The organism is Oceanicola sp. D3 (genome assembly GCF_006351965.1).
Classification (GTDB): Bacteria; Pseudomonadota; Alphaproteobacteria; order Rhodobacterales; family Rhodobacteraceae; genus Vannielia.
Map to the genome: position 1 here is coordinate 697,198 of NZ_CP040932.1, position 25,462 is coordinate 722,659.

A 25,462-nucleotide genomic window follows, 5' to 3' on the forward strand; every position below is an offset into this window, starting at 1 on the left:
GGGGGAAGAGCGCGCCCGCGCCGCGCCCGGCCGTGATGACGCGGGCAGGGAGCAACTGTGGTAAAACAAGGGCAATCTGCTGCAATTGAAGCCATTTCGCGCTTACAGGATAACAGATTGTTCAGCCCTCGGCGTCATGGTCCGTCCTGCGAGAACATTGGGGTGAAAAGAGAGGTGCGCCAGATGGCACATGTATCCGTTCTGAACGTCGAAGATGATATCCGGCTCGATCCCGAGCGGCTGGGAACGCTCTACTATCAACTGGGTCATCAAGGGGCAGAAGATGTTGTTTGTCGCGCGATGGAAGAACTCGCCGTGCGGCTGGCCGACGTCGATGCGCGGTTCCGCGAGCATGACTGGCCCGAACTGGCCCGCATGGCGCGCGGCCTCATCGCCATCGCCGATCAGATCGGCATGGTCGGCCTTGCGCGGGTTGCCGGCGACGTGGCGCAAGCTGCACGGGCGCTGGATATCCCGGCCATCGGCGCCACGCTGGCCCGGCTCGGCCGCATCGCCGACCGCTCGCTGACCGAGGTGTGGGACGCGCAGGATCTGTCGCTCTAGGCCGGGCTTCCGGCGAGGATCGGCTTGCTCTAGTCTGGCGGCAAATCGCCAGACGGAGCCCCCATGTATTCCACGCCCCTGCCCAAATTCGCCACCACTCAAGAGGCGGCCTGCCCGCTCTGGGCCATCGGCCCCGAGGGGCTCGATGGTTTGCCCGAGGATGCTGGCACATGGGCGAAAACCGCAGGCTTCAAGGCCGGTGCGGGCGAGGTTTGCCTCGTGCCGGGCGCAAACGGCGGCCTCGGTGCGGTGCTGCTGGGCCTCGGCTCTGCGGCCACCCGCAACCGCCGCCGCCTTGTAACCGGCGATTTGCCCCAGCGCCTGCCCGCTGGCACCTATGCGCTGGCCGGAGAGTGGGCGCGGCGCGATGCCGAGGAGGCGGCGCTGGGCTGGCTCTTCGGCAGCTACCGCTTCACCCGCTACAGCGAGGGCCCCGCCGTGGAGGCGAAGCTGGTTTGCCCCGAGGGCGTGGAGGCTGCGCGGCTTGAGGCCATTGCAGCAGGCGAGTTTCTCACCCGCGACCTTATCAATACGCCCACCTCCGATATGGGCCCCGAGGCATTGGACGCCGCATTCATGGCGCTGGCCGAGGAGCAGGGGGCCGAGGCCGCTGCGGTGCGCGGCGATGATCTGCTCAACCAGAATTTCCCAATGATCCACGCTGTTGGCCGCGCCAGCGCCGAAGCCCCGCGCCTGCTGGATATGCGGTGGGGCAGCGAAGGCCCCACGCTCACCCTCGTCGGCAAGGGCGTGTGCTTTGATACCGGCGGCCTCAACCTCAAGCCCGGCGCCTCTATGGGCCTGATGAAAAAGGACATGGGCGGCGCGGCCACCGTGCTCGGGCTGGCACGGATGATCATGGCGCTGGGCCTCAAACTGCGGCTCCGTGTGCTGGTTCCTGCGGTCGAAAACTCGGTCTCCTCGAACAGCTTCCGCCCGCAGGATATCCTGACCTCCCGCAAAGGCCTGACGGTAGAGATCAACAACACCGACGCCGAAGGTCGCCTTGTGCTGGCCGATGCGCTGACCTTCGCGGGCGAAGAAAACCCCGATATGATCGTCAGCTTCGCCACCCTCACTGGCGCGGCGCGGGTGGCCGTGGGGGATGACATCGCCCCCTTCTTCACCGGCAACGCCGCGCTGGCCACGGCGCTGACGGAGGCAGCGGCAGAGGTGGCAGATCCGGTCTGGCAACTGCCCTTCCACGCGCCCTACGAGCCGCGCATCCAGCCGGGCATCGCCGATCTCGACAACGCGCCCAAGGGCGGCATGGCCGGGGCGATCACTGCGGCGCTCTTCCTGCGCCGCTTCGTGCCCGAGGGCGCAGATTACACCCATTTCGATATCTACGGCTGGCAGCCCTCCGCCGCGCCGGGCCGCCCCAAGGGCGGCGTTGGCATGGGTGCGCGGGCGCTGCTGGCCGCACTCCCCAAGGTGCTCACATGAAACTCGATCGCCGCCTCACCCCCGCCAACGCCCGCGTGGCCGCCGCCGCGCTGAAGGGGCTGGTGGAGGCGGAAGCCTACGTGGAGGGCGAGGCCGCCTGCGTCTCCGCGCCGCTCACCGACATCTGCCGCGATCCGGCGGGCGACCGCGAGCGGCAGTTGCTCGCCGGGGCCCGCGTCGTCGTCTACGAGCGGGTCGCGGGCTGGGCCTATATCCAGGCCGCAGCCGATGGCTACGTCGGTTATGTCGCCGAGAAGGCGCTGGGGCCGGTGGTCACCCCAACCCACCGCATTTCCGCCCGCCAAAGCCACCTCTACCCCGAACCTTCGATCAAGACGCGCGAAAAGGCGGCGCTGTCTTTCGGCGTGCAGGTGGCGGTCATCGGGCAGCAAGGCGACCTGTGCGAAACCCCCTCCGGGTTCATCCCGAAGCAGCACCTGACCGAAATCGGCACCCGTGCCGACCGGCTCGAAACCGCCCGCCTCTTTCTCGGCACGCCATACCTCTGGGGCGGCAATTCCAGCGCGGGGATCGACTGCTCGGGGCTGGTGCAGGCGGCGCTACAGGCCGAGGGGCATGATTGCCCGGGCGACAGCGACATGCAGGAAGAGGCGCTCGGCGAGGCGCTGGCCCTCGATGCCGCGGTTGAGCCGGGAGATCTCTACTTCTGGCCGGGCCATGTGGCCATGGCACTGGATGCCGACCGGCTGATCCACGCCACCGGGCACTTCATGTCCACGGTCATCGAGCCGCTCGGTGAGGCGCTGGCCCGGATCGAGGCCTCAGGGTATCCGCTGCGCAGTCGGCGCAGGCTCTAGCGCCACTCTACCGGATCAAGCTCGAACAGCGTGGAGAGCTGGGCATACACCTCCGGCTCCTCCGCCATCAGCGCCCGTGGCTGCTCAAAAAAGACCTCTACCGCAACGGCAAAGAACTCCTCATGCCCCTCGCAGCCGTAAGGGTCTATCACCCCTCGTTCACCACGCTCGGTGCGGGTGCAAAGCCGCTCATAGGCGCTGGTAAACACCCGCGCCCATTCGGCAAAGCTCTGGTCGCGGCCCAGAATCGGCGCGCCATCGGCCCGGCCCGAAAGGTCGTCGATCTGATGGGCGAACTCGTGGATCACCACGTTTTGCCCATCCGCGTCATCCGCCGCGCCCGCATCAGAATGCGCCCAAGATAAAATCACCGGCCCCCGCGCCCAGCTTTCGCCGGTGCGCACCGTCTCATGCTCGGTCACCACAAAGCCGTTGTGGCTTTGGCGGCGCGATTTGAAGGCTCCGGGGTAGATCAGCACGGTCCGCAGGTTGATGAACCACGTATCGGTGTTCACAACCAGAAGGCAGGCCTGCGCCGCGATGGAAAGGCGCATCTCCTCCGTCACCTCCAGCCCGCCCCGGCCGATAAACTCCACCTGATCAAGAAAGAGGTTGATCCGCCCTTCCAATGCGCGCGCCAAAGGCTCGGGCAGGCGGCGGGTGATCGGCACCTTGGCGGCGATCACCTCGCGCTGTGCCTCGGTCAGCGGGCTTGCCAGAAGCGCAGAGCGGGCACGGCGCTTGGCAAGTTTCCAGAGACCATAGGCCACGGCGGCAAGGGCCAAGAGCGCCAGAACGATAAGAGTGGGCATCTGCGGGGCGTGTCAGTCGACGGCGCGGATCAGCTTGCGCTCCAGCACGCGCAGCACCGTCTTCAGATCATGCCCGCGCTTCAGCACCTGCCCGTCCATTCCGATCACCGCATACATCCCCTGCTTGCTGCGCAGGCGGGGGCGCTTTTCGATGCGATAGAGCGGATGCTCGGCGGTCCGGCGGAAAATCGAAAAAACCGCCACGTCTCGCAGGCTCGATATCCCGTAGTCGCGCCACTCGCCTGCGGCGACGAAACGACCATAGAGACCAAGGATGAGCGAAAGTTCGGGGCGCTGGAAGGCAACCGGGTCATTTGCGCGATTGCCGGGGAAGGGCGTGGGCGACTGCACGTTCATGTTAACAAGAGTGGGGCCAAGCGCGGCCAAAATCAAGCGTCGCGAAAATGCCGCAAAATCGCCGCGGCCCGGTCGCCCGCCTTTCCTCAGCCCGCCGCGATCGCCTGTCACCAAGAGTGCCATGCAACGAGCCCCAGGCTCGGCCCCGGTGGAGCAAACTCATAGCCCCCACCCAGTTGCTCCATCGGGGCGCACGACTTTAGCGCCCGTCGGCTCCGCCGGCGGGCCTTTTCCTTTTGAGGGGTCGCCATCTGTCGTGCCTGTTCAGGCAAACGCCCCGTGGCAAAACCAACCGCCCGAAACCGCGGCCCCATGCGCATAATAAAGCCAGAGCCTCGCACCGCAGGCCGTTTCAACCTGCCAGTAATCGCGCTGCCCGCTGCGCCATGCGGGCTCATCCAGCCACCACTCGGGGGCAATCCGTTCCGGCCCGGTGGCATGGGCGGTGGCAAAGCTGCGGCGTCGCCAGCGAAATGACAGCGGCAGAGCCGCGGGGGTGGCGCCGGGGGTGCCCTCCGGCGTGACCAGTTCTGGCGAGAAAAGCACCAGCGGGCGCGGGCGCTCGGGCCTTTGAGGCCAATCCGCGGCAGGGGCAGACCATGCGGCAGCCCGCACCTGCGTGCCCTTCTCGGGCAGGTGGCTGTCGCCGGGATGCAGCCGGTGAATCTGCTCAAGGCCCACCCGCGCTCCGAGCCGCCCGATCAGGTCATCAAGCGCGGTGTCGCTGTTCAGCCGCGCGCTGGCATCTGCGCTGGCCCCCGCGTGGCCGCGATGCTGCACCGCCAGAACAGGCTCGGTAACCGTGGCCACGAGGCGGATGGTGTCTATCCCCTCGCCAGCATCCACCTCACCCAGTTTCATCCGGATCAGCGGGCGCAAGCGGTCTGGCGCGGCGGAGGGGCGGGCGAGGCCCAGCTCGATGACCTGCGAGGAATGATCGCAGCGCATCAGCTGCAGCCTGAGCTTGCGCGCGCCCATCCCCTTTGCCCGCAGCCGGGTTTCCAGCGCAGGCAGCAGGCGGTCGACCCCCTCTGCAAGATCCACCTCCAGCCCGATCGGCTCGGGCAGGGTGAGGCGAACGGCATAAACCGGCTCGGGCCGTGCCGGGGAGACAGGCTCGGGCGCGGAGCCAAAGGCCTGATCGAGTCGCAGCACAAGATCAGCCCCAAAGCGGCGGGCCAGCGCGGCGCGGGGCTGGGCGGCAAGCTCCTCAACCCGTTTCAGCCCCAACCGGGCAAGCTGCTGCGTGGTCTTTTCCGGCAGGCGCAGGGCGGCCAGCGGCAGCGGAGCCAGTGCCTCTCGTGCGCAGCCGGGTGGGGCAATCCGGCCCTCCGGCGCGAGCGTATCCACGCCCATCGGCGGTGCGCCGCCGCGCTCCCAATGCCGCCGCTTCACCGCCCGGGCGCGGGTGGCATAGGCCTCCTGGTCAATCGCATCTCCCGAGCGCAGCGCCCCCGGCCCTTGCCCCGCAAAGCGCGCAAGGGCCCAGGCCGAGCCCACCGTATCGGCAACCCCGGCGCAAACCGTCAGCCCCAGCCGGGCGCAATCGGCCTCGGCCTCGCCCATCAACCCGGCCTCGCCGCCAAAAAGATGCGCGCAGCCCGAGATATCCACCGTAAGCCCGTCCGGCGCCGTCTCGCTGATCCAGGGCGAGAACTTGCCCGCCCAGCGGCGCAGCACGGTCAGAAAATCAGCCTCAAGCGCCGGGCGCTCCAGCCGGGTAACGAGATCGGGGCACACCGCCTGCGCATCGCGCAACGGCTGTCCGGGCCGCAGGCCTGCGGCGGAGGCCGCGCGGCTGAGCGAAGCGAGGCTGGCCACGTTGCCACGTTCGCGCACCACCACCAGCGGTGCCTCGGCCAGCATGGGGTCGGCACGGATCAGCCGCTCGGCAGCAAGCCGGGGAAACCACAGCGACAGGATTCGGCGGTTGGGCATGGGGCAGCAATGTTCGTTGTTTGTTCCAGCTTAGCCATGCCCGGGGGCGGAGTCGAGTCTGCCCGCCGATCACAAATATCCCATCGCCCGTGTCTTGCACTCAAAGAACGGGGCTGGCCAAATGCCGGGATGATCCTGCGCAAAGCCCTCCCCGCCCTCGCCTTTTCTGCCCTCGCAGCCTTTCCTGCCACCGGCCATGACGGGGTGAAGAACCCTGCTGTCATGGCGCGCATGGCGGTGATGGAAGAGATCCAGGCCGGAACCAGGGTGCTTGGCGATATGCTGAAAGGTGCGCGCCCCTTCGAGCCTGCCGAGGCGCAGGCGGCGGCCCAGGCCATCCGCGCCGCCGCACCAAAGGTCGTGCCCACGTTCCGGCCAATGGAAGATGACCCCAAGTCAGAGGCAAGCCCGGCGATCTGGCAGGAGTTTCCCGCCTTCGAGGCAGAGGCCTCTGCGCTCGAACAGGCGGCAGCGGGCCTCGACACCTCCAGCGAAGCTGCGCTCAGGGCAAGTTTCGCCACCCTCGGCACAGCCTGCCGCTCATGCCACGCCAGCTATCAGGAGTGAGCAGCCTCAGCCGCAGGTGACGCGGCTGATGAGCCCGGTACTGTCGAGGTAGAAGTTCATCCGGTAGGGATTGTATTCCTGCGTCACGATCCCGCCATGAGGGATAACACGGGTCTTGCGCGTCACCCCGAGGGTCGGGATCACGCTGGCAGGCTGGCCAATGGCCGACGTGCGATAGGCCGAAGCCCCGCAGATATCGGGTTCGCGCTCCACCAGGCCGCTGTCCACATTGTCCTGAATGGGCGCGTCATCCTCGGGGAGGGTCTCAACCGGGGGCTGACAGGCGGAGAGCGCGGTCAGAAGAATCAGGGCCTTGAGAGCTTTCATCACGGGTGTCTTCCCATATCCGGTTGAATCGGCGTGGAGATTCCCCCACGGTTCCGCCGCATAGATTAACGGGAGTTTCGACAAATGAAAACGCGTGCCGCCGTGGCCCTTGAGGCCGGCAAACCGCTTGAGATCATGGAGGTCAACCTCGAGGGCCCGAAGGCGGGCGAGGTTTTGGTGGAGATCAAGGCCACCGGGATTTGCCACACCGACGAGTTCACCCGCTCGGGGGCCGACCCTGAGGGGCTTTTCCCGTCGATTCTGGGCCATGAGGGCGCGGGCGTGGTGATGGAGGTGGGCGAGGGCGTGACAACGCTGAAGCCGGGCGACCATGTCATCCCGCTTTACACGCCGGAATGCCGGCAATGCGCCTCCTGCCTCAGCGGCAAGACCAACCTCTGCACCGCGATCCGCAACACGCAGGGGCAGGGCCTGATGCCCGATGGCACGACCCGGTTTTCCATGCTCGATGGCACGCCGATCTATCACTACATGGGCTGTTCCACCTTTGCGAACCACACGGTGATGCCCGAAATCGCGCTCGCCAAGGTGCGCGAAGACGCCCCTTTCGACAAGATTTGCTACATTGGCTGCGGCGTGACCACCGGCATCGGCGCGGTGATTAACACGGCAGGTGTTGAGATTGGGTCAACGGCGGCGGTTTTTGGCCTCGGCGGGATTGGCCTGAACGTGATCCAGGGCCTGCGGATGGCCGGTGCCGACAAGATCATCGGCGTGGATCTCAATGATTCCAAACGGGAAATGGCCGAGAAATTCGGCATGACACATTTTGTTAACCCCTCGAAGGTAGAGAATACCGTGGCGGAGATCGTGAAGATCACCCAGACGGAGTTCGACCAGATCGGCGGGGTCGACTATTCGTTTGACGCGACGGGCAACGTGAAGGTGATGCGCGACGCGCTGGAATGCTCGCACCGCGGCTGGGGCTGCTCGGTGATCATCGGCGTGGCACCTGCCGGGGCAGAAATCAGCACGCGCCCGTTCCAGCTGGTGACGGGCCGGGTGTGGAAAGGCACGGCCTTCGGCGGCGCCAAGGGCCGCACGGATGTGCCCAAGTTCGTCGATTGGTACATGGACGGGAAGATCGAGATCGACCCGATGATCACCCACACCCTCAAGCTCGACGACATCAACGAAGGCTTCGACCTGATGCACGAGGGCAAATCCATCCGCGCGGTGGTGGAGTATTGATGCGCGTAGCGGCCCTACTCCTCGCGCTTACCGCCTGCACTCCAGCCATTGCTGCTGAGCCGGTGCTGGAGCTGAGGGTGGGGCCGCGCGCCATCCATGCCACCACCGAAGACATCCGCGAAGTTCTCGTGCTGGAGAGCCACCCGCCCAAGATCCAGCTTCGCACCGGCCCGGCCTTTTCCCGCGCCGTGGCCGATTTCACGGCGGCCAGCATTGGCGAAGAGGCCGTGCTTTCGATCTGTGGCGAAGAGGTGATGCGCCCCCGGATTATGGAGCGCATCTCGTCCCCGGGCATGATCCTCGCCCCCATCCCGCCCGAAAAGCTGGATGGTTTCGTGCAGGTGCTCACCGGCGAGGCCTCCTGCCCCGGCTGACCGGCACCCCAACCTGCCAAGCACCCGCGCCCTGTTGCACCAGCCCTCCGTTAGCACCGGCGGGCAGGTGAGCCACATCCAGAGCTTCAACAAGACCTTCTCCAAAGCCACCGGCCAGATCATCCGCAGCGCCGATCAGCCGATCTCAGGGAACCAGAGCGGGCGCGGCGCGGTTCTCCTGTGAAGGAGACCCGCCGATGAACACCAAGCCCGCCTTCCCAAACACCCTGCTACCCGCCGAAAAAGCCCAAAGCCGCCTCGTGCCCGTTGCCGTGGCCTGCGGTCTCGTCGCCGCAGGGGCGCTCCTGTGGCGGGCCAAGCCGCAGGCGCTGCAAATCCCCGATCCGGTGCCGCTTGGCGCCAACCCCAGCCACAGCCTCTTGCGCCGCGTGGCGCGGCACTCCCGCGACAGCGTGCATAAGATCGCGCCCAGCAACATCTCGGTCTCACTGGGCCGCAGCCTCGTGATCGCCGGCGGGGCTCTGCTGCTCACCCGCCTGCTCGATGAAATCGCGGGCGAGGATTAATCCTTTCGCGCCACGATGAAATGCGCCGGGGGCTTGGCCGGGTAATTACCCGTCTCCACAATGGTCAGCCCCGCCGCCTCGTGCAGCGCGTCGAGCTCGCCCACCGAGAAAAACCGCACCTTCGGGGCCTTCCCCACAAGCCGCATCGCGCCGATGATCGGGCGGAAGTACCACGCACCTGCCAAAGCCGTCGTCTTGGTGATCACATGGCCACCGGGCTTCACCCGGTCCGCCATCGCAGCAAGCGCGGCAGCCGGGTCTGGCACCAGATGCAACAGGTTGAAGGCAATCGCAGCATCAAACGGCCCCTCGGGCAAGCTCTCCACGCCACGCGTCTCCAGCGTGATATTCCTGATCCCGTCCGCCTCGATCCTCTCGCGCGCCACATCAAGCAGCGCATCGGCAATGTCCGTCGCCACGATCCGGCCCACATGGGGCGAGAGGCGGCGGGCGGTGGTGCCGGTGCCCGCGCCCGCCTCCAGCACGGTGGCATCGGCGGCAAGGTAGCTCGCCGTGCGCTCCAGCGTCGTGGCATAGGCGGGCTCATCCGTGATCGGGCGAGCGGCATAGCGGGCGGCAACTTTGTTCCAGAAGTCTGCGTCGGTCATCGGGCTGTCCTTTGCTGTTGCCATGAGACCTACTCAAACGCGGATCATATAAGAATTGCCAAGTTTCGCATTTTATCTATGCATATATGCATGAAGCCCCCCGCCGCCGCCTTTGATTGGAACCAGGCCCGCGCCTTCCTCGCCGTTGCCGAAACCGGCTCACTCTCCGCCGCCGCCCGGCAGATGGGCCAGACCCAGCCCACGCTGGGCCGTCAGGTCTCGGGGCTGGAAGAGGCGCTCGGCGTCACCCTGATCGAGCGGGCAGGCCGCCGCGCACAAATCACCTCTGCGGGGCGCGAGCTGATCCCCCACCTCAAGGCCATGGAGGAGAGCGCCGGGCAGGTCGCACTGGTGGCCGCAGGGCAGGCACAGGATCTCACCGGCACGGTCTCAATCTCGGCCTCCGACATGATGGCCACCCGCACCCTTCCTCCCATCATCGCTCGCCTCTCGCGCATGGCGCCCGAGTTGGAGATCGAGCTGATTTCCTCCAACACGCTCTCCGATCTCACCCGCCGCGAGGCCGACATCGCCCTGCGCCACGTTCGCCCCACCGAGCCAGAGCTGATCGCGCGCCTCGTCCACGAGCAGCCCGCCCGCTTCTACGCCGCCAGCGCCTACCTCGAGCGGATGGGGCGCCCCGAAAGCCTTGAAGATCTCGCCGCGCACGATTGGGTCGGCCATGCCCCGGTCGAAACCATGCTGGCCTATCTCGCCGAGCGAAAAGTCATCCTCTCCCGCGCCCGCATCCGCGTGGTGGCCGACAACGGGCTCACCTATTGGGAGTTCATGCGACAGGGGCTGGGCATCGGGATCATGTCCAAGGAAGAGGTGCCGCCTGGCGTTGGAATCGAGCCGGTGCTGCCCGATTTCACCTTCATGCAGGTGCCCACATGGCTGGTAACCCACGGCGAGCTGCATTCCGCCCGCCGCATCCGCCTCGTCTTCGACTTTCTCGCCGAGGCGCTTTCAAACCGGGCCGTCGCGCCCTAGGTATGGGCCATGGATAACAAGAACAACACACCCCTCCTCGCCGTCCTGATCGACGCCGACAACACCTCTCCAAAATGGGCCAAGGCGATCTTTGATGAGATCGCGGGCATGGGCGAGGCGTCGGTGCGCAGGGTCTATGGCGACTTTTCATCGAGCCAGATGAACGGCTGGGCCAAGGTACAGGCCGAGTTCGGCCTCGTGCCCCACCACCAGCCCGCGAACACCGTGGGCAAGAACGCCTCCGATATCGCGCTGGTGATCGACTGCATGGACCTTTTGCACACCGGCCGGTTCGACGGCTTCATTCTGGTCAGCTCCGACAGCGACTTCACCCGCCTTGCCAGCCGCATCCGCGAACAGGGCTACGACGTCTTCGGTATCGGCGCCCAAAAAACCCCCGAGGCCTTCCGAAAGGCTTGCAAACGCTTCATCTTCCTCGAAAACCTCGAAGGCGCCCCGCAGCAAAAGCAGGCCGCCAAGAGCAGCGACAAGCTGAACGAGGCGCGAGACCTTATCTTCCGCGCGATGGACGCGCTGGAAACCGAAGACGACTGGTATGCCCTCGGCCCCCTTGGCCAGCAGGTGACAACGGCGAACCCCGACTTCGACGTGCGCAGCTACGGCTTCCGCAAGTTCTCCGACCTCGTGGGCAAGATCCCGGTGTTCGAAACCCGGCGCGGCTCGGGCAACCAGATTCAGGTGCGGCGGGTGGATTGACCTCCGGGCCCAACACCACCTGCGAAGGGGTCAACGAACGGTTGGACCCCGGCTATCGCACCAAGCCGCCAACGAGCGGAGAGGATATTCGCGCCTACTGCCGACGGCTCGAAGGCTTGGGACACGAAGAGATGTTCCTGCGAACAGCGGTGGCCTGCCACTTTCCGGGGCATGTCCACCTCTCCGAAATGGCCGATTTCTTCCGCGAGTATGAACAAGCGCGAGCCGGACATCTCGCGTTGCTCCGGACTATCTTTCGCGACCGCCCCGAAAGCTGGTTTATCCGGAAGCTCTCCAAGAATCTCGGCGTCCCGATGGATGAAGCACGCGAATGGGTTGAGAGTCCGCTTTAGCCACGCGGCGGGTGCGGCCCCAAGGCGAAGCTGCCGCACCGCGGCCCGACGATGGTGCGACTCACCCCGCCGACCACTCCTTCGCATGCTTCCGCAACTCAAACTTCTGGATCTTCCCCGTCGGCGTTTTCGGCAGCTCGTGGAACACCACATGTTTGGGCGTCTTGAACCCCGCCAGTGACTCCCGGCAGTGGGCGATCAACTCCTCCTCTGTCACCTCCGCCCCCGGCTTCAGCTCAACATAGGCGCAAGGCACCTCGCCCCACTTCTCGTCCGGCTTGGCGACCACGGCGCAGAGCAGCACGGCAGGGTGGTGCATCAGCACACCCTCAACTTCCACGCTCGAAACGTTCTCACCGCCGGAGATGATAATATCCTTCGCGCGGTCGGTGATCTGGATGTAGCCATCGGGGTGTTGAACGGCGATGTCCTCAGAGTGAAAATACCCGCCCCGAAAGGCCTCCTCGCTCGCCTCGGGGTTCTTGTAATACCCCTTCATCACCATATTGCCCCGCATCACGATCTCGCCCGGCGTCTCGCCGTCCATCGGGGTCTGGCTGATAAACTCATCCATTACCGTCACCTCCTCGGCGGTCGGCATGGCCACGCCAGTGCGGGCCTTGATCGCCGCGCGCTCGCTCTGCGCCAACCCGTCCCAGCGGGCGCCGTCCCAAAGGCATTCGGTGATCGGCCCGTAGGTTTCGGTCAGCCCGTAGACTTGGGTGACGTTGAAGCCCAGCGGCTCCACGGCTGCCAGCACGGCGGCAGGCGGGGGTGCCCCGGCAGTAAACACCTCGACGGTGTGCGAGAACTCCCGGCGCTCGCTTTCCGGCGCATTCACCAGCAGCCCCAGCACGATCGGCGCGCCGCCGAAGTGGGTCACGCCCTCATCGGCAATCGCATTGTATATAGCCTTCGCCGTCACATCGCGGCAGCACACCACCGTGCCGCCCAAAGCCGGAAGCATCCAAGTGTGGCACCAGTTGTTGCAATGAAACAGCGGCACAATCACCAAGTACCGCGGCTCCATCACCATCCGCCACGAAATCACCTGCCCCAGCGTGCTCAGGTAGGCCCCGCGATGGTGATAGACCACGCCCTTGGGCCGCCCGGTGGTGCCGGAGGTGTAGTTGAGCGTCAGGCTCTCCCACTCGTCCTCCGGCATGATCCACGGGAAGTCCTCGCGCCCCTCCGCCAGCAGCTCCTCATAGGTGCTGTGCCGCCCGGTGGCCTCCAGCCCGGCCTCGGCATCCGGCACCTCGATCAGAACCGGCTTTTCGCCCTCCATCACCCCCAGCGCCTCTTCGGCCAGCGGGATGAAGGCCGTGTCGCATAACACCAGCCGCGCCTCGGAATGCTCAAAGATATAGGCCACCGTGCCCACATCGAGCCGCACGTTGATGGCATTCAGCACCGCGCCGCAGGCGGGCACGCCAAAATGCGCCTCAACATGGGGCAGGGTGTTGAGCAGCAGTGATGAAACCACATCGCCAGGCCGTATGCCCCGCCCCTCCAGTGCCGCAGCCAACCGGGACACGCGCGCGTGGTATTGCGCGTAGCTCAGCCGCGTGCCGCCATACACCACCGCCTCCCGCTCGGGAAACAGCCGCACCGCGCGGGCAAGGTGGCTGAGCGGCGTCAGCGGCGCATGGTTGGCGCGGCGCTGTTGCAGCCCGCTCTCATCTCGCATCCAGCCCATCGCCTGCCTCCCCAAAGCGTTCCGGTCTGGCCAGAATAGACAGAGCGCCGCGCGGATCAAGAAATTGCCGTCGAGCGGGCAGGGCGGTAGCCTAGCGCCATGATCCTCTCACGCGGGCGCGGCTACCTCTTCATCCACATCCCCAAGACCGGCGGCACCTCAATGGCGCTGGCGCTGGAAGGCCGCGCCAAGGCCGATGACCTGATGCTGGGCGATACCCCCAAGGCACTCAAGCGCCGGCGACGGCTGAAAGATGTGCAAACGGCAGGGCGCCTCTGGAAGCACTCCCGCCTCGCCGATCTGCCGGGGCTGGTGGAGGAGGAGGAGATGCGCCGCCTCTTCACCTTCACCCTCGTGCGCAACCCCTGGAGCCGGATGGTGAGCTATTACCATTGGCTTCGCGCGCAAAGCTTCAAGCACCCCGCAGTGGCCCTTGCCCGCGAGCTCGACTTTGCGGCTTTTGTGGCGCACCCGCACACGCAGGCCAGCCTGAGCGCGGCAGATTATGGCAGCTATATGCGCCTGCCTTCGGGCGAGGAGCATTGCCGCCTCTTCATCCGGCTCGAACATCTGGAAGAAGATATCGCGCCGCTGGAGGCGCATCTCGGCTTCCCCCTCACGCCACTGCCGCACATTAACCAAAGCGCCCGCGCAGCAGACTGGCGGGCCATCTATGATGAACGCAGCAAGGCCGCCGTCGCCCGCCTCGCTGCGCAGGACATCGCCCGTTTTAGCTATCAATTTGATCCGCTTTGAGCCGTCTTGGTTAAGTTTGGATGGCTTTTGACTAAACCCGAGGGCGTCTGCAGAACTGTCCCCAATGTCGAAACACTGCCTCAATTCGGCCCGGTTCCAGTCTGATTGAGGGCAAGGGAATCATTCCAACTGACTTTGCTGTCACCGGAACCGCAGCTGCCAGAAGGGTTCCGCAAAGAGGGATGGTTCAAAATGTTCATGGGATGGAAAACCGACGATTTCGCAAGTTCCGGCGCGCGGCCGGTGGTGGAGCGCCGCCGCGATGCGCGCGGTGCAGGGCACGGGATCGTGGCGGGCACGCTGGTGTCTACGGCAATGGGCTGGCGCCCGGTCGAGGCGCTTATGGTCGGCGATGAAGTGATGACCTTCGATGGCGGCCTGCAGCGGATCACCGGCCTGAGCCGGGCCAGCCTCTGGACAGGGCAGGCCGAATGCCCCCGCGCCATGTGGCCCATCCGTGTGCCTGCGGGCCTCATGGGCAACCGCCGCGAGCTGGTGCTGATGCCCGAAGAGACCGTTGTGATCGAAAGCGACACCGCCGAAGACATGTACGACGATCCTTTCGCACTCATGCCGGCGCTGGCGCTCATCGAAATGCCCGGCGTCGAGCGGGTGTGCCCCAATACAGAGATCGAGGTGGTGTCGATCAGCTTCGCCGAGGATCAGGTGATCTACGTCGAAGGCTCGGCGCTCATCTTCTGCCCCACCGGCGCGGCTGGCGAGCCGATCGGCATGGCAGCGATCCTGAGCGAAGAGTTCAACGGCACCGCCAGCAGCGCCTATCAAGTGCTCTCGCTCGATGACGCCCGGCTGCTGGCAAGCTGCATTGTCGCCGAGCAAGCCGCTCGCGGCGTGCCCACCGCCGCCCCGGCCCGCATCGCCGCCTGAGGCACACAAAGAGCGCGGGCCCCAACAGGCCCGCCACCGACCACGCTACGTTGGGAGCGAGCTTTGCTCCCCGCAGAAGGCGATGCGCAAGGCCCACCCCAACAAAGCCATCTCCATCCCCCTCCGGGAATGGGCCTCTGAAACGAAAAACCCCGGCGCGCCAGAAGGCCGCCGGGGTTCTTTATGACCATGTGCAAGCGCCTAGGGACGCCGCAGCCACGTGAGCTTGAAGGTTGATCCGGTGCTGTTCTCGCATGGGATCAGCGCCGCCCCCTCGTCGCGGGTGGATCGGCAGTAATAGAGCCCAAGATCACCCAGCACGCTGGCCACCCGCAGCCGCACTACGCCGTCTTGGTCAGGCTCCACCACGAAGGGGAGTTTCGTGCCATCTGAGGTTACGGGCCGCCATAGCCCGGTACCGTCGGCGGCAAATATCCTCTCGCCGCTCGGTGTCCTTGCCTCGATGAATGAGAACAGCTGGCTCGGCTTGCCCTCTTGGACCTCAAGGGTGAGCACCTCTTTTTTCGGCGATGCGGCCAGCCCCATCAGTTCGAAGGGCGGCCCATCGACATAAGGATCGGGAAAGGCGCGCGGCGTGCCCTTCGGCAGTACAAAATCACCGATCTCGGTAAGAGCGGCTGCAAACTGGTTCTCGGCGGCGAAGGCCAACCGCGCGGCAGCGGTCTTATGCTTGGGTGCGATCGTGTAAACAAACTCTGCGTTGTCGGTGTTCAGATCGCTCGGAGAAAAGGCCTTGGCTTCGGTCGCGAGGCGAAACATCCAGTTCTCGGGTCTAAGCCCGGGAGTTCCGCGTACGCGAAGAGACGAATCCTGAGGCGTGACAGACAGTATGGAGCGGACATCGCCTCTCGGATGCGCGCGCCGCAGAGCTGGGTCGATACAATCGCCCTCGCGGTTGCGAGAGCAGGTGATCGTGGTGAATCTCACAAAGTGGCCGACCGGCTCCCGTCTCATCTCCCACCGCGACCAGCGCAAGAGTTTCAGGGTGTTGGTCTTTTGAAACGAGGTGCCAATGTCCGGCGCGCCTTTGATGCGGTGAATGAGGGCCAGCCGCATCACAGGGCCGCCAATCTTAGGGCGCGGCGTCACGCCGATGGCTTGGAGAAAGTTTTGGTACTCGCTGGAGATCTCAACCTGCTGGCCCGGCAAGAGGTTTCTGCCATCCGAGTGGTAGAGCCTGAACTGGTAAGGCAAGCCAAGCTCCGCTTCGTCGACCGGCACGCAAGTCGGCACATTGGCGCGTTGCCCGATGGTGGGCACGCGGATGTAACACTTGTTGCTGTTGGGGAAAGCAGAAATGTAGAAGACGCTGCGGATGGGAGAGTTATCGAGGCAGTCGCGCACGGGCTTAGCGGCGCAATGGGCATCCCATCTCTCATCCGGGGCGGCGGTAGAAACATTCGGAAGACAGCTCACCAAGAGCGCACTCAATGCCCCGACGAAGGGCGATCGAAATTGTATCATCGGATAATCCTTGCAGGCATAAATTTAATTATAGGGCGCGCAAACCCGCCAGGGTTGCGCGCCCTACCATGCCGCCAAGTGTATTATTCGATCAAGCCCTTCAGCGTTTGAGGCGTTGGCACCCACCCTAAAGAGGCCCGTAGGGTGGGTGAAATCCACCATGCTTCAGGCGGCTTTGGCGTCCGCCCCCGTGCCGAACCGGTCGTAAAACCCGCCACCCGATGCCGCGATCTCACGCAGCAGGTCGGGGGTGGCAAAGCGCTCGCCGTGCTTGGCGGTGAGGGCCTCGGTCAGCTCTACCGCGCGCTCCGCGCCCATGATGTCGAGCCAGCTGAACGGCCCGCCCGACCAAGGCGCAAAGCCCCAACCGAGGATGGCGCCCACGTCGCCCTCGCGGATGTCCTCCAACACGCCTTCCTCAAGCGCGCGCACGGCCTCCAGCACCTGTGCGAAAAGCAGGCGGTGCTGCACTTCACTCAGCTCCGGCTGCTCATCGGCCACCGGATATTTGGCCTCCAGCCCCTCCCAGAGCAGCCCGCGCTTGCCCTTCTCGTCGTAGCTGTAGAAGCCCGCGTTGGCCTTGCGCCCAAGGCGGCCCTCGTCGGCCATCCAAAACAGCACCTCGTCCACAGCGCCGTCGGGATAGGCATCGCCCATCGCGGCCTTGGTGGCCTTGGCGATCTTCACCCCGAGGTCGATCGAGGTTTCATCCACGAGCTGCAGCGGGCCCAGCGGCATGCCGACGAGCTTGGCGGCGTTTTCCACCAGCGCGGGCTCGACGCCCTCCTTCACCATGCGGATGCCCTCGTTGATGTAGGGGATGATGCAGCGGTTGGCGTAGAAGAAGCGCGCGTCGTTCACCACGATCGGCGTCTTGCGGATCTGGCGGACGTAGTCGAGCGCCTTGGCCACGGCCACATCGCCGGTGTCCTTGCCCTTGATGATCTCCACCAGCATCATCTTCTCGACCGGCGAGAAGAAGTGGATGCCGATGAACTTCTCGGCGTCCGTCGCAGCCTTGGCCAGCTCGGTGATCGGCAGGGTGGAGGTGTTGGTGGCAAAGATGCAATCGGGGCCAGTGTGCGCCTGCACGGCCTTGGTCACCTCGGCCTTCACACCCACGTCCTCAAACACCGCCTCGATGATCAGGTCAGCCCCCTCAAGCGCGGCGTAATCGGTGGTGGCGGTGATCCGACCCAGCACCTCTTCCTTCTTCTCCGGGGTCGCCTTCTTGCGGGCAATGCCCTTGTCCATATAGCTCTCGGTATAGGCCTTGCCCTTGTCGGCGGCCTCCTGCTTTTGGTCGATCAGCACCACCTCGATGCCCGCCTGAGCCGACACCAGCGCAATCCCGGCCCCCATCATGCCCGCGCCGATCACGCCAACCTTCTTCACCTTCTGGTCCGCCACCTCGGGCCGATTGGCGCCCTTCTCCAGCGCTTCCTTGTTGATGAAGAGCGAGCGGATCATCGCGCTCGACGAGGGGTTCATCAGAATGTTGACGAACCAGCGGCATTCGATCTTCAGCGCGGTGTCAAACGGCACCTGCATCCCTTCATACACCGACGACAGCAGCGCCTTCGCGGCGGGGTAAACCCCCTTGGTGTTGCCGTTCACCATGGCCGAGGCCCCGACGAAGGTCATGAAACCCGCCGGGTGGTAAGGCGTGCCCCCGGGGATCTTGTAGCCCTTCTCGTCCCAGGGCTTCACGATCTTGGGCTCGCTCAAAACCCATTCCTTCGCCTTCGCCAGCAGATCCTCGGGCGGCACAACCTCGTCAATCACCCCGGCGCTCTTGGCCTTCTTCGGGTCGTTCAGCTTGCCCTCCAGCAGCAGCGGCGAGGCCCCCATCGCGCCCAGCTTCCAGCTCAGCCGCGTGGTGCCGCCCATGCCGGGGAAGATGCCAACCATGATCTCGGGCAAGCCGATCTTGGCCTTTGGGTTGTCGGCGGCGATGATGTGGTGACAGGCAAGCGGGATTTCGAGACCGATCCCCAGCGCGGTGCCGGGCAGCGCGGCACAAATCGGCTTGCCGCCCTTGTTCTTGTCGTCCATCCCGGCGCGCTCGATCTTGCGCAAAATGCCATGCGTGGCCATCACCCCGTCAAACAGGCCCTTGGCCGGGTCATCGCCTGCGCTGGCTTTCATCTTGGCGATGATGTTCAGGTCCATCCCACCGGCAAAGCTGCCCTCCTTGCCAGAGGTCAAAATCACGCCCTTCACGGCGTCATCTGCCAGCACGTCGTCGATCAGCGCGTCGAGCTCCTGAAAGCCCTCCATGTTCATCACGTTCATGCTCTTGCCGGGCGTGTCCCATGTCAGCGTGGCCACACCATCGGCGTCGACGGATTTGGTAAATTGGGTCATGCGGTTTCTCCCTTAGCGCGGCCCGTCCCACGGGCTGCCGTCTCTATAGGTGAAGCGGGCGTTGCCGCCCTCGATTTCGATACGAAGGTCATGGTCGGAATACTCAGCCACCTCGCTGGGGGCCTTGGTGCCGATCACGAGGAACGACGCAGGCGCATCGCTCCGGTTGGTCATGTGGTGGCCGTTGGCCTCGCCCGCCGGGAAGGCGGCAATATCGCCGGGGGCCATGGGGTGCGCCCCGTCGTCATCCACCAGCACAAGAGCGCCTTCGGTGACGATCAGGAATTCATCCTCATTCCGGTGCCAATGGCGCAGCGAGCTCACGGCACCGGCTTCCAGCGTCACAAGGTTCGCCCCAAACTGCGTCAGCCCGCCCATCTGCCCCAGCCGCAGCGAAGAGCGCCCGGCCATCATCGCCGCATAGGGCTCAGGGTAGATCGAGCCGGTCTTCACCGGCGCAGCAGCACGGTTCAGCACGGCGCTGGGTAGATCGGCGGGGGCGGGCACATCGTCTGGCAGCATCTGTCGCGCGCCACCCTCAGCAATCAGCTTTTTCTCGCCAAGGTCAGGATAATGCACCACGTCATCGCCGCCCCGCGTCCCGACAACAAGGTAGCTGCACGGCGCCGCGCCGGTGTTTTCAAGGCAATGGGCATTGGCCACGCCCTTGGGCCATGCCACCGCATCACCGGGGCGGACCAAGGTGCTGCCCCGGTTTTCATGCAGCGTGGCCTCGCCACTCAACATCCACAAAAACTCGTCCTGCGCCTCATGCCAATGCCGGTTGGAGGAGCGCGACCCGGGGGCCAGCTCTTCGACAAAGGCCCCAAACTGGGTCAGCCCACCTGTGTCAGAGTAGAGCCACGCCTCATATGCGCCCAGCGGGTCGCCCGGCTTTGCGCTGTCGCGGCGCACGGTATCCTGCGGGATCAGCGGCATCAGCCCAGCTCCGCAGGCCGGGCCAGCGCGTTGATCAGCTTGGGATCATCGGTGGCATACTGGCTGGAGCTAACCTTCCACACCCCGTCAATCCGGCGCAGCAGCGAGAAGCCGGGAAAGGGGGGCGCAAGCAGTTGCGTTCCGCTCATCATTCGGGTGATATGAGTCGCCTTGATAACATCGGGCCCGTCAAACTCGGCAGAAATGCAGGAGCGGATCAGCGCTGTTACCTGGATCGAGTCAAAATAGGCGGCCACATCCATGAAGAGGTCGTGGAGATCGGCCAGATCCTTCACCAGCCGCACCCCACCAAAGGCATGAACGTCACCGGGCACCACGAAATGAGGCGCATAGGCCGCAAAATCCCGCGCGCTATAGGCCGCGCCGGTGATATCCAGCACGCCCTGACTGATGGCGCGGGCCTCCTCGGCGCTGGTGTCGCTCCCTCCGGTCAACGGATCAAACGCGCTCGATGATCGTGGCCGCGCCCATGCCGGAAGCAACGCAGAGCGTGGCAAGGCCAAGCTCTTTGTCCTGCCGCTCCAGCTCGTCGAGCAGAGTGCCGAGGATGATTGCGCCGGTTGCGCCCAGCGGGTGGCCCATGGCGATGGCGCCGCCGTTTGGGTTCACCCGCGCCGGATCCACGTCAAACGCCTGCATGAAGCGCAGCACCACCGAGGCGAAGGCCTCGTTCACCTCGAAGAGATCGATATCGCCTACGCTCATGCCGTTGTCGGCCATGATCTTTTCGGTCACCGGCACCGGGCCGGTGAGCATGATCGTCGGATCGGTGCCAATCTTGGCGGTGGCGCGAATGCGGGCGCGGGGTTTTAGCCCGTGTGCCTCGCCAAACTCCTTCGAGCCAATCAGCACACCCGCCGAGCCATCAACGATGCCCGAGGAGTTGCCCGCGTGGTGGATGTGGTTGATTTGCTCAAGATGCGGATATTTCATCAACGCGATCTTGTCGAAGCCGGGCATCACCTCGCCCATGTCCTTGAAGCTCGCCTTCAGCGCGCCAAGGCTCTGCATGTCGGTGCCCGGGCGCATGTATTCGTCGCGCTCAAGAATGGTCAGGCCGTTCTGGTCGGTCACCGGCACGATCGTCTTGGAGAAGCGGTCAGCCTCCCAAGCGGCGGCGGCACGCTTCTGGGACTCAACGGCAAGCGCGTCGGCCTGATCGCGGGTGAAGCCGTATTCGGTGGCGATGATATCGGCGCTGATCCCCTGCGGCACAAAGTAGTGCTTCATAGCAACCGAGGGATCGACCGCCACGGCAGCCCCGTCAGAGCCCATCGGCACCCGGCTCATGCACTCCACGCCACCGGCGATATAGCCCGCGCCCGCGCCGCCCTTTACCTGGTTGGCAGCAAGGTTCACCGCCTCAAGGCCAGAGGCGCAGAAGCGGTTGATCGACAGGCCGGGAATGCGCTCATCAAGGTCGGAGGCCAGCACCGCAGTGCGTGCAAGGCAGCCGCCCTGCTCCTTCACCTGGGTCGCGTTGCCCCAGATCACATCTTCCACCGCATGGCCCTCAAGCCCGTTGCGCTCCTTCAGGGCGTTCAGCACGCCCGCCGAAAGGGTCATCGCGGTGACTTCGTGCAGCGAGCCGTCCTTGCGGCCCTTGCCACGGGGGGTGCGAACGGCGTCGTAGATATAGGCTTCAGACATGAGTGTTCCTCCGGTGTTCGGTCGGGGCAGGCGCGGGGCCTGCGATGTTTTGATATGGTTGGTGGTCAGCCGCAGCCGGGGCTGCAATCGCAGCCGCCGCAATCAGGGACAGGGCAGCCACTGGTCGCACCACTGGCGGTTTCTGCTCCGGCGCTGCTCGCGCAGGCAAAGCCGGCGCAGGGGGCCGTTGCGCAGCCGTCGCAGGCTGCCATGCCGCAGCCGTTATGCCATCTTGAGCGACGCTTGGGCGGCTGACCCCACGGAGCCTCGCTGTTGTCCGGTGGCTCGTGTGCAAGGGCCTTTCCATGGACCGGACAACTGGCGCGCAGGGCGTGGCTGGCGGATTTGCAAGCCCGGAAACGGGAGCGAATGAGTGGAATCGCGCGGAAGAAGCCGTGGTCGCGGATGGCATGCTTGGCATAGCCCGAGCAGCCGGTGCCGCCGTTGAGCACCGAATAGGCGCAGCGATAGCCCTTTCGCGGTGAAAGATATTGCTGGTAGGCCCAGATGCCCCCGACGGCGACTTTTGCAAGCATGGCACTCGTTCTCCTGCCTTCACGGGCGAAGTTTGGCGCGGTGCGCCGTGGGGGTAAAGGGCAGGCTGCGGCATCATTTTGTCACGCCCGATCCGCCGGGGAGCCGGGCATCAGGTCGTAGGGGGCTTTCCAGCCGGGCTGATTGCTGATGCGGGCCAGCCAGGCGTCGATGGCGGGGAAGTCGGCTCGATCAAAGCCGAAAGGTTCGGGGTAAAACAGGTAGCCGCAGCAGGCGAGATCGGCGATGGTGAGGGCCTCGCCCGCCATCCAGTCGCGGCCCGTCAGGTGGCCTTCCAGCACCTTCAGCGCGGCCTGCGTGCGCCCGTTGACGAAGGCAATGGCCTCCTGCGGGCGCTTCTCTTCCGGCAGGAAGTTCATCAAAAAGCGCAGCGGTCCTTGCTGGCCACTGCCTTTCTGGCAGTCCCAAAGGATCCAGCGCAGGATCTCGGAGCGCGGGGCATCCATGAACTTGCCGCTCTTCTCGCCGATATGAAACAGGATCGCGCCCGACTGGGTGATGACCTCATCACCATCCACCAGCACAGGCACCTCGCCCATTTCATTGAGCGCAATGAACTCGGGGCTGCGCGCCGCGCCGTTGAAGAAATCAACATAAACCGGCTCCCAGTCGAGGCCGGAAAGCTCAAGTGCCAGCGCGGCCTTGTAGGCATTGCCGGATTCTCCAAAGCAGTGGAGCTTGAGTGTCATTTGGTCTCTCCCTTTGCCGGTGTCGGAGTGGGGGCCAGCCCCCACACCCCCGGAGATATTTGCAGCAAGAAAATGAGGCATGCCGTGCCTCTCGCCTGCCGTCCTCTCCCCCGGTCTGCGCGCATTCAGTCAGGAGTTGACGCGCACGGCAAGGGCGACGTCACGTTCCCTGCGTGGCGATCTCGGCTTTGAAGGCGCGCAGCCGGTGCGGAAGGGTCTCTTCGTGCAGCACCGAGGTTGCGTTCTCGAACAAAAAGCTGATGGCCAGATCAGGGCTGAGGCCGGTTTCGTCGCAAAACCGCTTGAGGTTGCGATGCGCGCCTTCGGTCAGGTTGATCTGGTGCTTGCGTGTGAGGCGGAGCTTGTGGGCCACGTCTGTCCTTCCGGTCTGGGGTGGGCGGGGGTGGGCCCCCGCCCGTTCATCCCAGCCTAAAAGGCCTCTGCCGCGAGGTCCATCACCGGCTCCGCACCGCTTTCGATGCGCTTGAGGTGCATCGCGGTCGCCGGCAGGCGGCGGGTCATGTAGTAGCGGCCCGTTGCCAGCTTGGTGCGGTGGAACTCCTCGTCGGAGGTGCCCGCCTCAAGCGCGGCGAGCGAAGCCTTGGCCATATGCGCCCACATCAGGCCGAGGCAGGTGTGCCCGAACAGATGCATGAAGTCGTACGAGCCAGCCAGCGCCGCGTTAGGGTCTTTCATGCCGTTCTGCATGAAAAACATGCCAGCGGCCTGAAGATCCTTGGACGCCTGCTTCAGCGGCTCAAGAAAACCCGACTTCAGCTCGAGGTTGCCGTCGTTCTCCTTGATGAAGCTCTTCACCATCTCGAAATAGGCCATCGCATGCTTGCCGCCGTCCTGCGCCAGCTTGCGGCCGACGAGGTCGAGCGCCTGCACGCCGTTGGCACCTTCGTAGATCTGGGTGATCCGGGCGTCGCGGACGTATTGGCTCATGCCCCATTCTTCAATGTAGCCGTGGCCGCCGTAAACTTGCTGCGCCTGCACCGCCATGTCGAAGCCCTGATCGGTGAGGAAGCCCTTGATCACCGGCGTCATCAGCGAAATCAGCCCTTCGGCATCCGCATCCTCGGCACGGTGGCCCTTGTCGATCAGATGCGCGCCCCAAAGCAAAAACGCCCGGCCGCCCTCAACAAAGCTCTTCTGATCCATCAGGTTGCGGCGGATGTCGGGATGCACGATCAGCGGATCGGCGGGGCCATCGGGGTTTTTCACGCCGGTCACATCGCGGCCCTGCAGCCGGTCCTTGGCATAGGCAACGGCATTCTCATAGGCAATCGCGGCCTGCGCGAGGCCCTGCATCCCAACCCCGAGGCGCGCCTCGTTCATCATGGTGAACATCGCGCGCATGCCCTTGTGCTCGGTGCCGAGCAGGTAGCCCTCCGCCTCGTCGTAGTTCATCACGCAGGTGGCGTTGCCGTGGATGCCCATCTTCTCTTCGAGCTTGCCGCAGCTCACGCCGTTGCGCGCGCCCATGTTGCCCTCGTCATCGACGAGGAACTTCGGGACGATGAAGAGCGAGATGCCCTTCACCCCCTCGGGGCCGCCGGGGATCTTGGCCAGCACCAGGTGGACGATGTTCTCGGCCATGTCGTGCTCACCGGCAGAGATGAAGATCTTCTGGCCGCTGATCTTGTAGCTGCCGTCACCCTGCGGTTCGGCCTTGGTGCGCAGCAGGCCAAGGTCGGTGCCGCAATGCGGCTCGGTGAGGTTCATCGTGCCGGTCCACTCGCAGCTCACCATCTTGGGCAGCCACTTGGCCTTCTGCGCATCGGTGCCATGGGCCAGAATGGCCGAAGCCGCCCCATGCGTGAGGCCCTGATACATGGTGAAGCTCTGGTTGGCGGCCGAGAACATTTCGCCCACCGCCGTGCCCATTAGATAGGGCATGGCCTGCCCGCCAAACTCCTCTGGCAGGTCGAGGCCGGTCCAGCCGCCCTCTTTCACCTTCTCGAAGGCCGCCTTGAAGCCCTCTGGCGTGCGCACTACGCCGTTCTCCAGCACACAGCCCTGCACGTCCCCAACAGGGTTGAGCGGCGCCAGCACTTCGCTCGCCAGCTTGCCCGCCTCTTCCAGCACCGCGCCGGTAAAATCCGCCTCAAGCTCGTCATAGCCGGGAATCCCGGTTTCGGTGACCTTGAGCACGTCATGCAAAATATACTGCATGTCCTTCGTGGGGGCGGTGTAAGTGGGCATCGGTTTCCTCCCTTGCGGCGCCGTTTACTCGGCCGCTTGCTTCACATCATTCCCGGCGAGCGCGTTGCGGCCCCAGTCGATCTGGGCGTTCAGCTCGGTGATGGCCACTGCGAGCTCGTCGCGCTGGGCTTCCATTTCCGCCACACGCTGCTCGGCCATCTGCACCGAGGTCTCAAGCTGCCGGTGCTCGCCATTTTCCATGTCATAGAGGTCAAGCAACTGGCGCATGTCTTCGAGCGAAAACCCAAAGCGCTTGCCGCGCAGAATAAGCTTCAGTCGTGCCCGGTCGCGTTTGGTGAACAGGCGTTTCTGCCCTTCGCGCACCGGAAACAAAAGCTCCTTGGCCTCATAAAACCGCAGGGTGCGTGCTGTTACGTCGTAAGCGTCACACATCTCGCGGATCGTCAAAAATTTCTCCGTCATGTCATGTCCTCGTTTAGCCCCTAAGGCGTGTCTCTTCCTGAACGAAACCGGACATGATTAGTTCGGGGCGACCATACAAGCATCGCGAGCGCAGGCGCAGTTGGAACGCTACGTCATTTACCGCTTGGTAAAATATCTGGAAAGCTGACCTAGGGTCACGCGCAATATT

28 protein-coding genes are annotated in these 25,462 nt (G+C 64.8%); 12 read left to right on the forward strand and 16 right to left on the reverse strand.

The features are described 5' to 3' along the window. Positions 1–183 precede the first annotated feature (183 nt). The 3 genes from FHY55_RS03600 to FHY55_RS03610 all read left to right on the forward strand — a co-directional run bounded on the left by FHY55_RS03600 (position 184) and on the right by FHY55_RS03610 (position 2,828). Positions 184–564, forward strand: coding sequence for a hypothetical protein (locus tag FHY55_RS03600; RefSeq protein ID WP_140012884.1), 381 nt, complete (start codon positions 184–186; stop codon positions 562–564). A gap of 63 nt (positions 565–627) precedes the next feature. Further along, on the forward strand, positions 628–2,010 hold the full coding sequence (locus FHY55_RS03605) for a M17 family metallopeptidase (RefSeq protein ID WP_140012885.1): 1,383 nt from the start codon (positions 628–630) through the stop codon (positions 2,008–2,010). Continuing rightward, positions 2,007–2,828: a C40 family peptidase gene (locus FHY55_RS03610; protein WP_140012886.1), complete on the forward strand. Its 822-nt coding sequence runs from the start codon at positions 2,007–2,009 to the stop codon at positions 2,826–2,828. The genes FHY55_RS03605 and FHY55_RS03610 overlap by 4 nt, the downstream gene beginning before the upstream one ends. Here the strand turns inward: FHY55_RS03610 and FHY55_RS03615 are convergent. From FHY55_RS03615 to FHY55_RS03625, 3 genes are all read right to left on the reverse strand, one after another. Continuing rightward, a complete protein-coding gene (locus tag FHY55_RS03615) occupies positions 2,825–3,640 on the reverse strand; it encodes a zinc-dependent peptidase (RefSeq protein WP_140012887.1) in 816 nt (271 codons plus the stop codon). The two genes, FHY55_RS03610 and FHY55_RS03615, sit on opposite strands and share 4 nt — an antisense overlap. 12 nt (positions 3,641–3,652) lie before the next feature. Next, positions 3,653–3,997, reverse strand: coding sequence for a DUF2794 domain-containing protein (locus tag FHY55_RS03620; RefSeq protein WP_140012888.1), 345 nt, complete (start codon positions 3,995–3,997; stop codon positions 3,653–3,655). A 264-nt stretch (positions 3,998–4,261) separates the two neighbouring features. Then, positions 4,262–5,935, reverse strand: coding sequence for a DNA polymerase Y family protein (locus tag FHY55_RS03625; RefSeq protein WP_140012889.1), 1,674 nt, complete (start codon positions 5,933–5,935; stop codon positions 4,262–4,264). 129 nt (positions 5,936–6,064) lie between these two features. Between FHY55_RS03625 and FHY55_RS03630 the strand changes: the two genes are divergently transcribed. Continuing rightward, the gene (locus tag FHY55_RS03630; RefSeq protein ID WP_168222925.1) at positions 6,065–6,502 is read left to right on the forward strand and encodes a cytochrome c; all 438 of its coding nucleotides are present in this window, start codon (positions 6,065–6,067) and stop codon (positions 6,500–6,502) included. A gap of 6 nt (positions 6,503–6,508) precedes the next feature. On the opposite strand, the gene FHY55_RS03635 is transcribed toward FHY55_RS03630, so the two are convergent. Continuing rightward, complete coding sequence (locus FHY55_RS03635; protein WP_140012891.1) at positions 6,509–6,829, reverse strand: I78 family peptidase inhibitor; 321 nt, start codon at positions 6,827–6,829, stop codon at positions 6,509–6,511. A gap of 84 nt (positions 6,830–6,913) precedes the next feature. Between FHY55_RS03635 and FHY55_RS03640 the strand changes: the two genes are divergently transcribed. From FHY55_RS03640 to FHY55_RS03650, 3 genes are all read left to right on the forward strand, one after another. Then, a complete protein-coding gene (locus FHY55_RS03640) occupies positions 6,914–8,041 on the forward strand; it encodes an S-(hydroxymethyl)glutathione dehydrogenase/class III alcohol dehydrogenase (protein WP_140012892.1) in 1,128 nt (375 codons plus the stop codon). Next, positions 8,041–8,415: a hypothetical protein gene (locus tag FHY55_RS03645; RefSeq protein ID WP_140012893.1), complete on the forward strand. Its 375-nt coding sequence runs from the start codon at positions 8,041–8,043 to the stop codon at positions 8,413–8,415. The genes FHY55_RS03640 and FHY55_RS03645 overlap by 1 nt, the downstream gene beginning before the upstream one ends. A gap of 197 nt (positions 8,416–8,612) precedes the next feature. Then, entirely contained in the window at positions 8,613–8,942 is a 330-nt protein-coding gene (locus FHY55_RS03650; protein WP_140012894.1) for a hypothetical protein, read from the forward strand. Here FHY55_RS03650 and FHY55_RS03655 read toward each other — a convergent pair. Further along, positions 8,939–9,550: a class I SAM-dependent methyltransferase gene (locus FHY55_RS03655; RefSeq protein WP_140012895.1), complete on the reverse strand. Its 612-nt coding sequence runs from the start codon at positions 9,548–9,550 to the stop codon at positions 8,939–8,941. The two genes, FHY55_RS03650 and FHY55_RS03655, sit on opposite strands and share 4 nt — an antisense overlap. Positions 9,551–9,640: 90 nt before the next feature. Between FHY55_RS03655 and FHY55_RS03660 the strand changes: the two genes are divergently transcribed. From FHY55_RS03660 to FHY55_RS03670, 3 genes are read left to right on the forward strand one after another with little or no spacing between them, the layout of a single operon-like run. Next, positions 9,641–10,543: a LysR family transcriptional regulator gene (locus FHY55_RS03660; RefSeq protein ID WP_140012896.1), complete on the forward strand. Its 903-nt coding sequence runs from the start codon at positions 9,641–9,643 to the stop codon at positions 10,541–10,543. A gap of 9 nt (positions 10,544–10,552) precedes the next feature. After that, the gene (locus FHY55_RS03665) at positions 10,553–11,260 is read left to right on the forward strand and encodes an NYN domain-containing protein (protein ID WP_140012897.1); all 708 of its coding nucleotides are present in this window, start codon (positions 10,553–10,555) and stop codon (positions 11,258–11,260) included. After that, positions 11,257–11,613: a hypothetical protein gene (locus FHY55_RS03670; RefSeq protein ID WP_140012898.1), complete on the forward strand. Its 357-nt coding sequence runs from the start codon at positions 11,257–11,259 to the stop codon at positions 11,611–11,613. The genes FHY55_RS03665 and FHY55_RS03670 overlap by 4 nt, the downstream gene beginning before the upstream one ends. Positions 11,614–11,674: 61 nt before the next feature. Here FHY55_RS03670 and FHY55_RS03675 read toward each other — a convergent pair whose 3' ends face one another. Further along, positions 11,675–13,312, reverse strand: coding sequence for an AMP-binding protein (locus tag FHY55_RS03675; protein WP_140012899.1), 1,638 nt, complete (start codon positions 13,310–13,312; stop codon positions 11,675–11,677). A gap of 99 nt (positions 13,313–13,411) precedes the next feature. Here FHY55_RS03675 and FHY55_RS03680 point away from each other — a divergent pair, with 99 nt between their 5' ends. Then, complete coding sequence (locus FHY55_RS03680) at positions 13,412–14,068, forward strand: sulfotransferase family 2 domain-containing protein (RefSeq protein WP_140012900.1); 657 nt, start codon at positions 13,412–13,414, stop codon at positions 14,066–14,068. 192 nt (positions 14,069–14,260) lie between these two features. Then, entirely contained in the window at positions 14,261–14,956 is a 696-nt protein-coding gene (locus FHY55_RS03685; protein ID WP_140012901.1) for a Hint domain-containing protein, read from the forward strand. Between the two features lie 201 nt (positions 14,957–15,157). Here FHY55_RS03685 and FHY55_RS03690 read toward each other — a convergent pair whose 3' ends face one another. The 10 genes from FHY55_RS03690 to FHY55_RS03740 all read right to left on the reverse strand — a co-directional run bounded on the left by FHY55_RS03690 (position 15,158) and on the right by FHY55_RS03740 (position 25,293). Beyond that, positions 15,158–16,321: a hypothetical protein gene (locus FHY55_RS03690; protein WP_140012902.1), complete on the reverse strand. Its 1,164-nt coding sequence runs from the start codon at positions 16,319–16,321 to the stop codon at positions 15,158–15,160. A 285-nt stretch (positions 16,322–16,606) separates the two neighbouring features. After that, on the reverse strand, positions 16,607–18,808 hold the full coding sequence (locus FHY55_RS03695; protein ID WP_140012903.1) for a 3-hydroxyacyl-CoA dehydrogenase NAD-binding domain-containing protein: 2,202 nt from the start codon (positions 18,806–18,808) through the stop codon (positions 16,607–16,609). Positions 18,809–18,820: 12 nt separating this feature from the next. Then, a complete protein-coding gene (locus tag FHY55_RS20945) occupies positions 18,821–19,747 on the reverse strand; it encodes a cupin domain-containing protein (protein ID WP_210410534.1) in 927 nt (308 codons plus the stop codon). Next, entirely contained in the window at positions 19,747–20,202 is a 456-nt protein-coding gene (locus FHY55_RS03710) for a hypothetical protein (protein WP_140012904.1), read from the reverse strand. Before FHY55_RS03710 ends, FHY55_RS20945 begins: the two co-directional genes overlap by 1 nt. A gap of 4 nt (positions 20,203–20,206) precedes the next feature. Continuing rightward, positions 20,207–21,418 (reverse strand): acetyl-CoA C-acetyltransferase, encoded by a 1,212-nt coding sequence (locus FHY55_RS03715; protein ID WP_140012905.1) that lies wholly within the window; start codon positions 21,416–21,418, stop codon positions 20,207–20,209. Positions 21,419–21,483: 65 nt separating this feature from the next. Further along, positions 21,484–21,954, reverse strand: coding sequence for a membrane protein insertion efficiency factor YidD (yidD, locus tag FHY55_RS03720; RefSeq protein WP_140012906.1), 471 nt, complete (start codon positions 21,952–21,954; stop codon positions 21,484–21,486). Between the two features lie 81 nt (positions 21,955–22,035). Beyond that, positions 22,036–22,662, reverse strand: a complete 627-nt coding sequence (locus tag FHY55_RS03725; RefSeq protein ID WP_140012907.1) for a glutathione S-transferase family protein — start codon at positions 22,660–22,662, stop codon at positions 22,036–22,038. 160 nt (positions 22,663–22,822) lie between these two features. Next, positions 22,823–23,035, reverse strand: coding sequence for a hypothetical protein (locus FHY55_RS03730; protein WP_140012908.1), 213 nt, complete (start codon positions 23,033–23,035; stop codon positions 22,823–22,825). Positions 23,036–23,091: 56 nt separating this feature from the next. After that, the gene (locus tag FHY55_RS03735; RefSeq protein WP_140012909.1) at positions 23,092–24,870 is read right to left on the reverse strand and encodes an acyl-CoA dehydrogenase C-terminal domain-containing protein; all 1,779 of its coding nucleotides are present in this window, start codon (positions 24,868–24,870) and stop codon (positions 23,092–23,094) included. A gap of 24 nt (positions 24,871–24,894) precedes the next feature. Beyond that, on the reverse strand, positions 24,895–25,293 hold the full coding sequence (locus FHY55_RS03740) for a MerR family DNA-binding transcriptional regulator (RefSeq protein ID WP_140012910.1): 399 nt from the start codon (positions 25,291–25,293) through the stop codon (positions 24,895–24,897). Positions 25,294–25,462 lie beyond the last annotated feature (169 nt).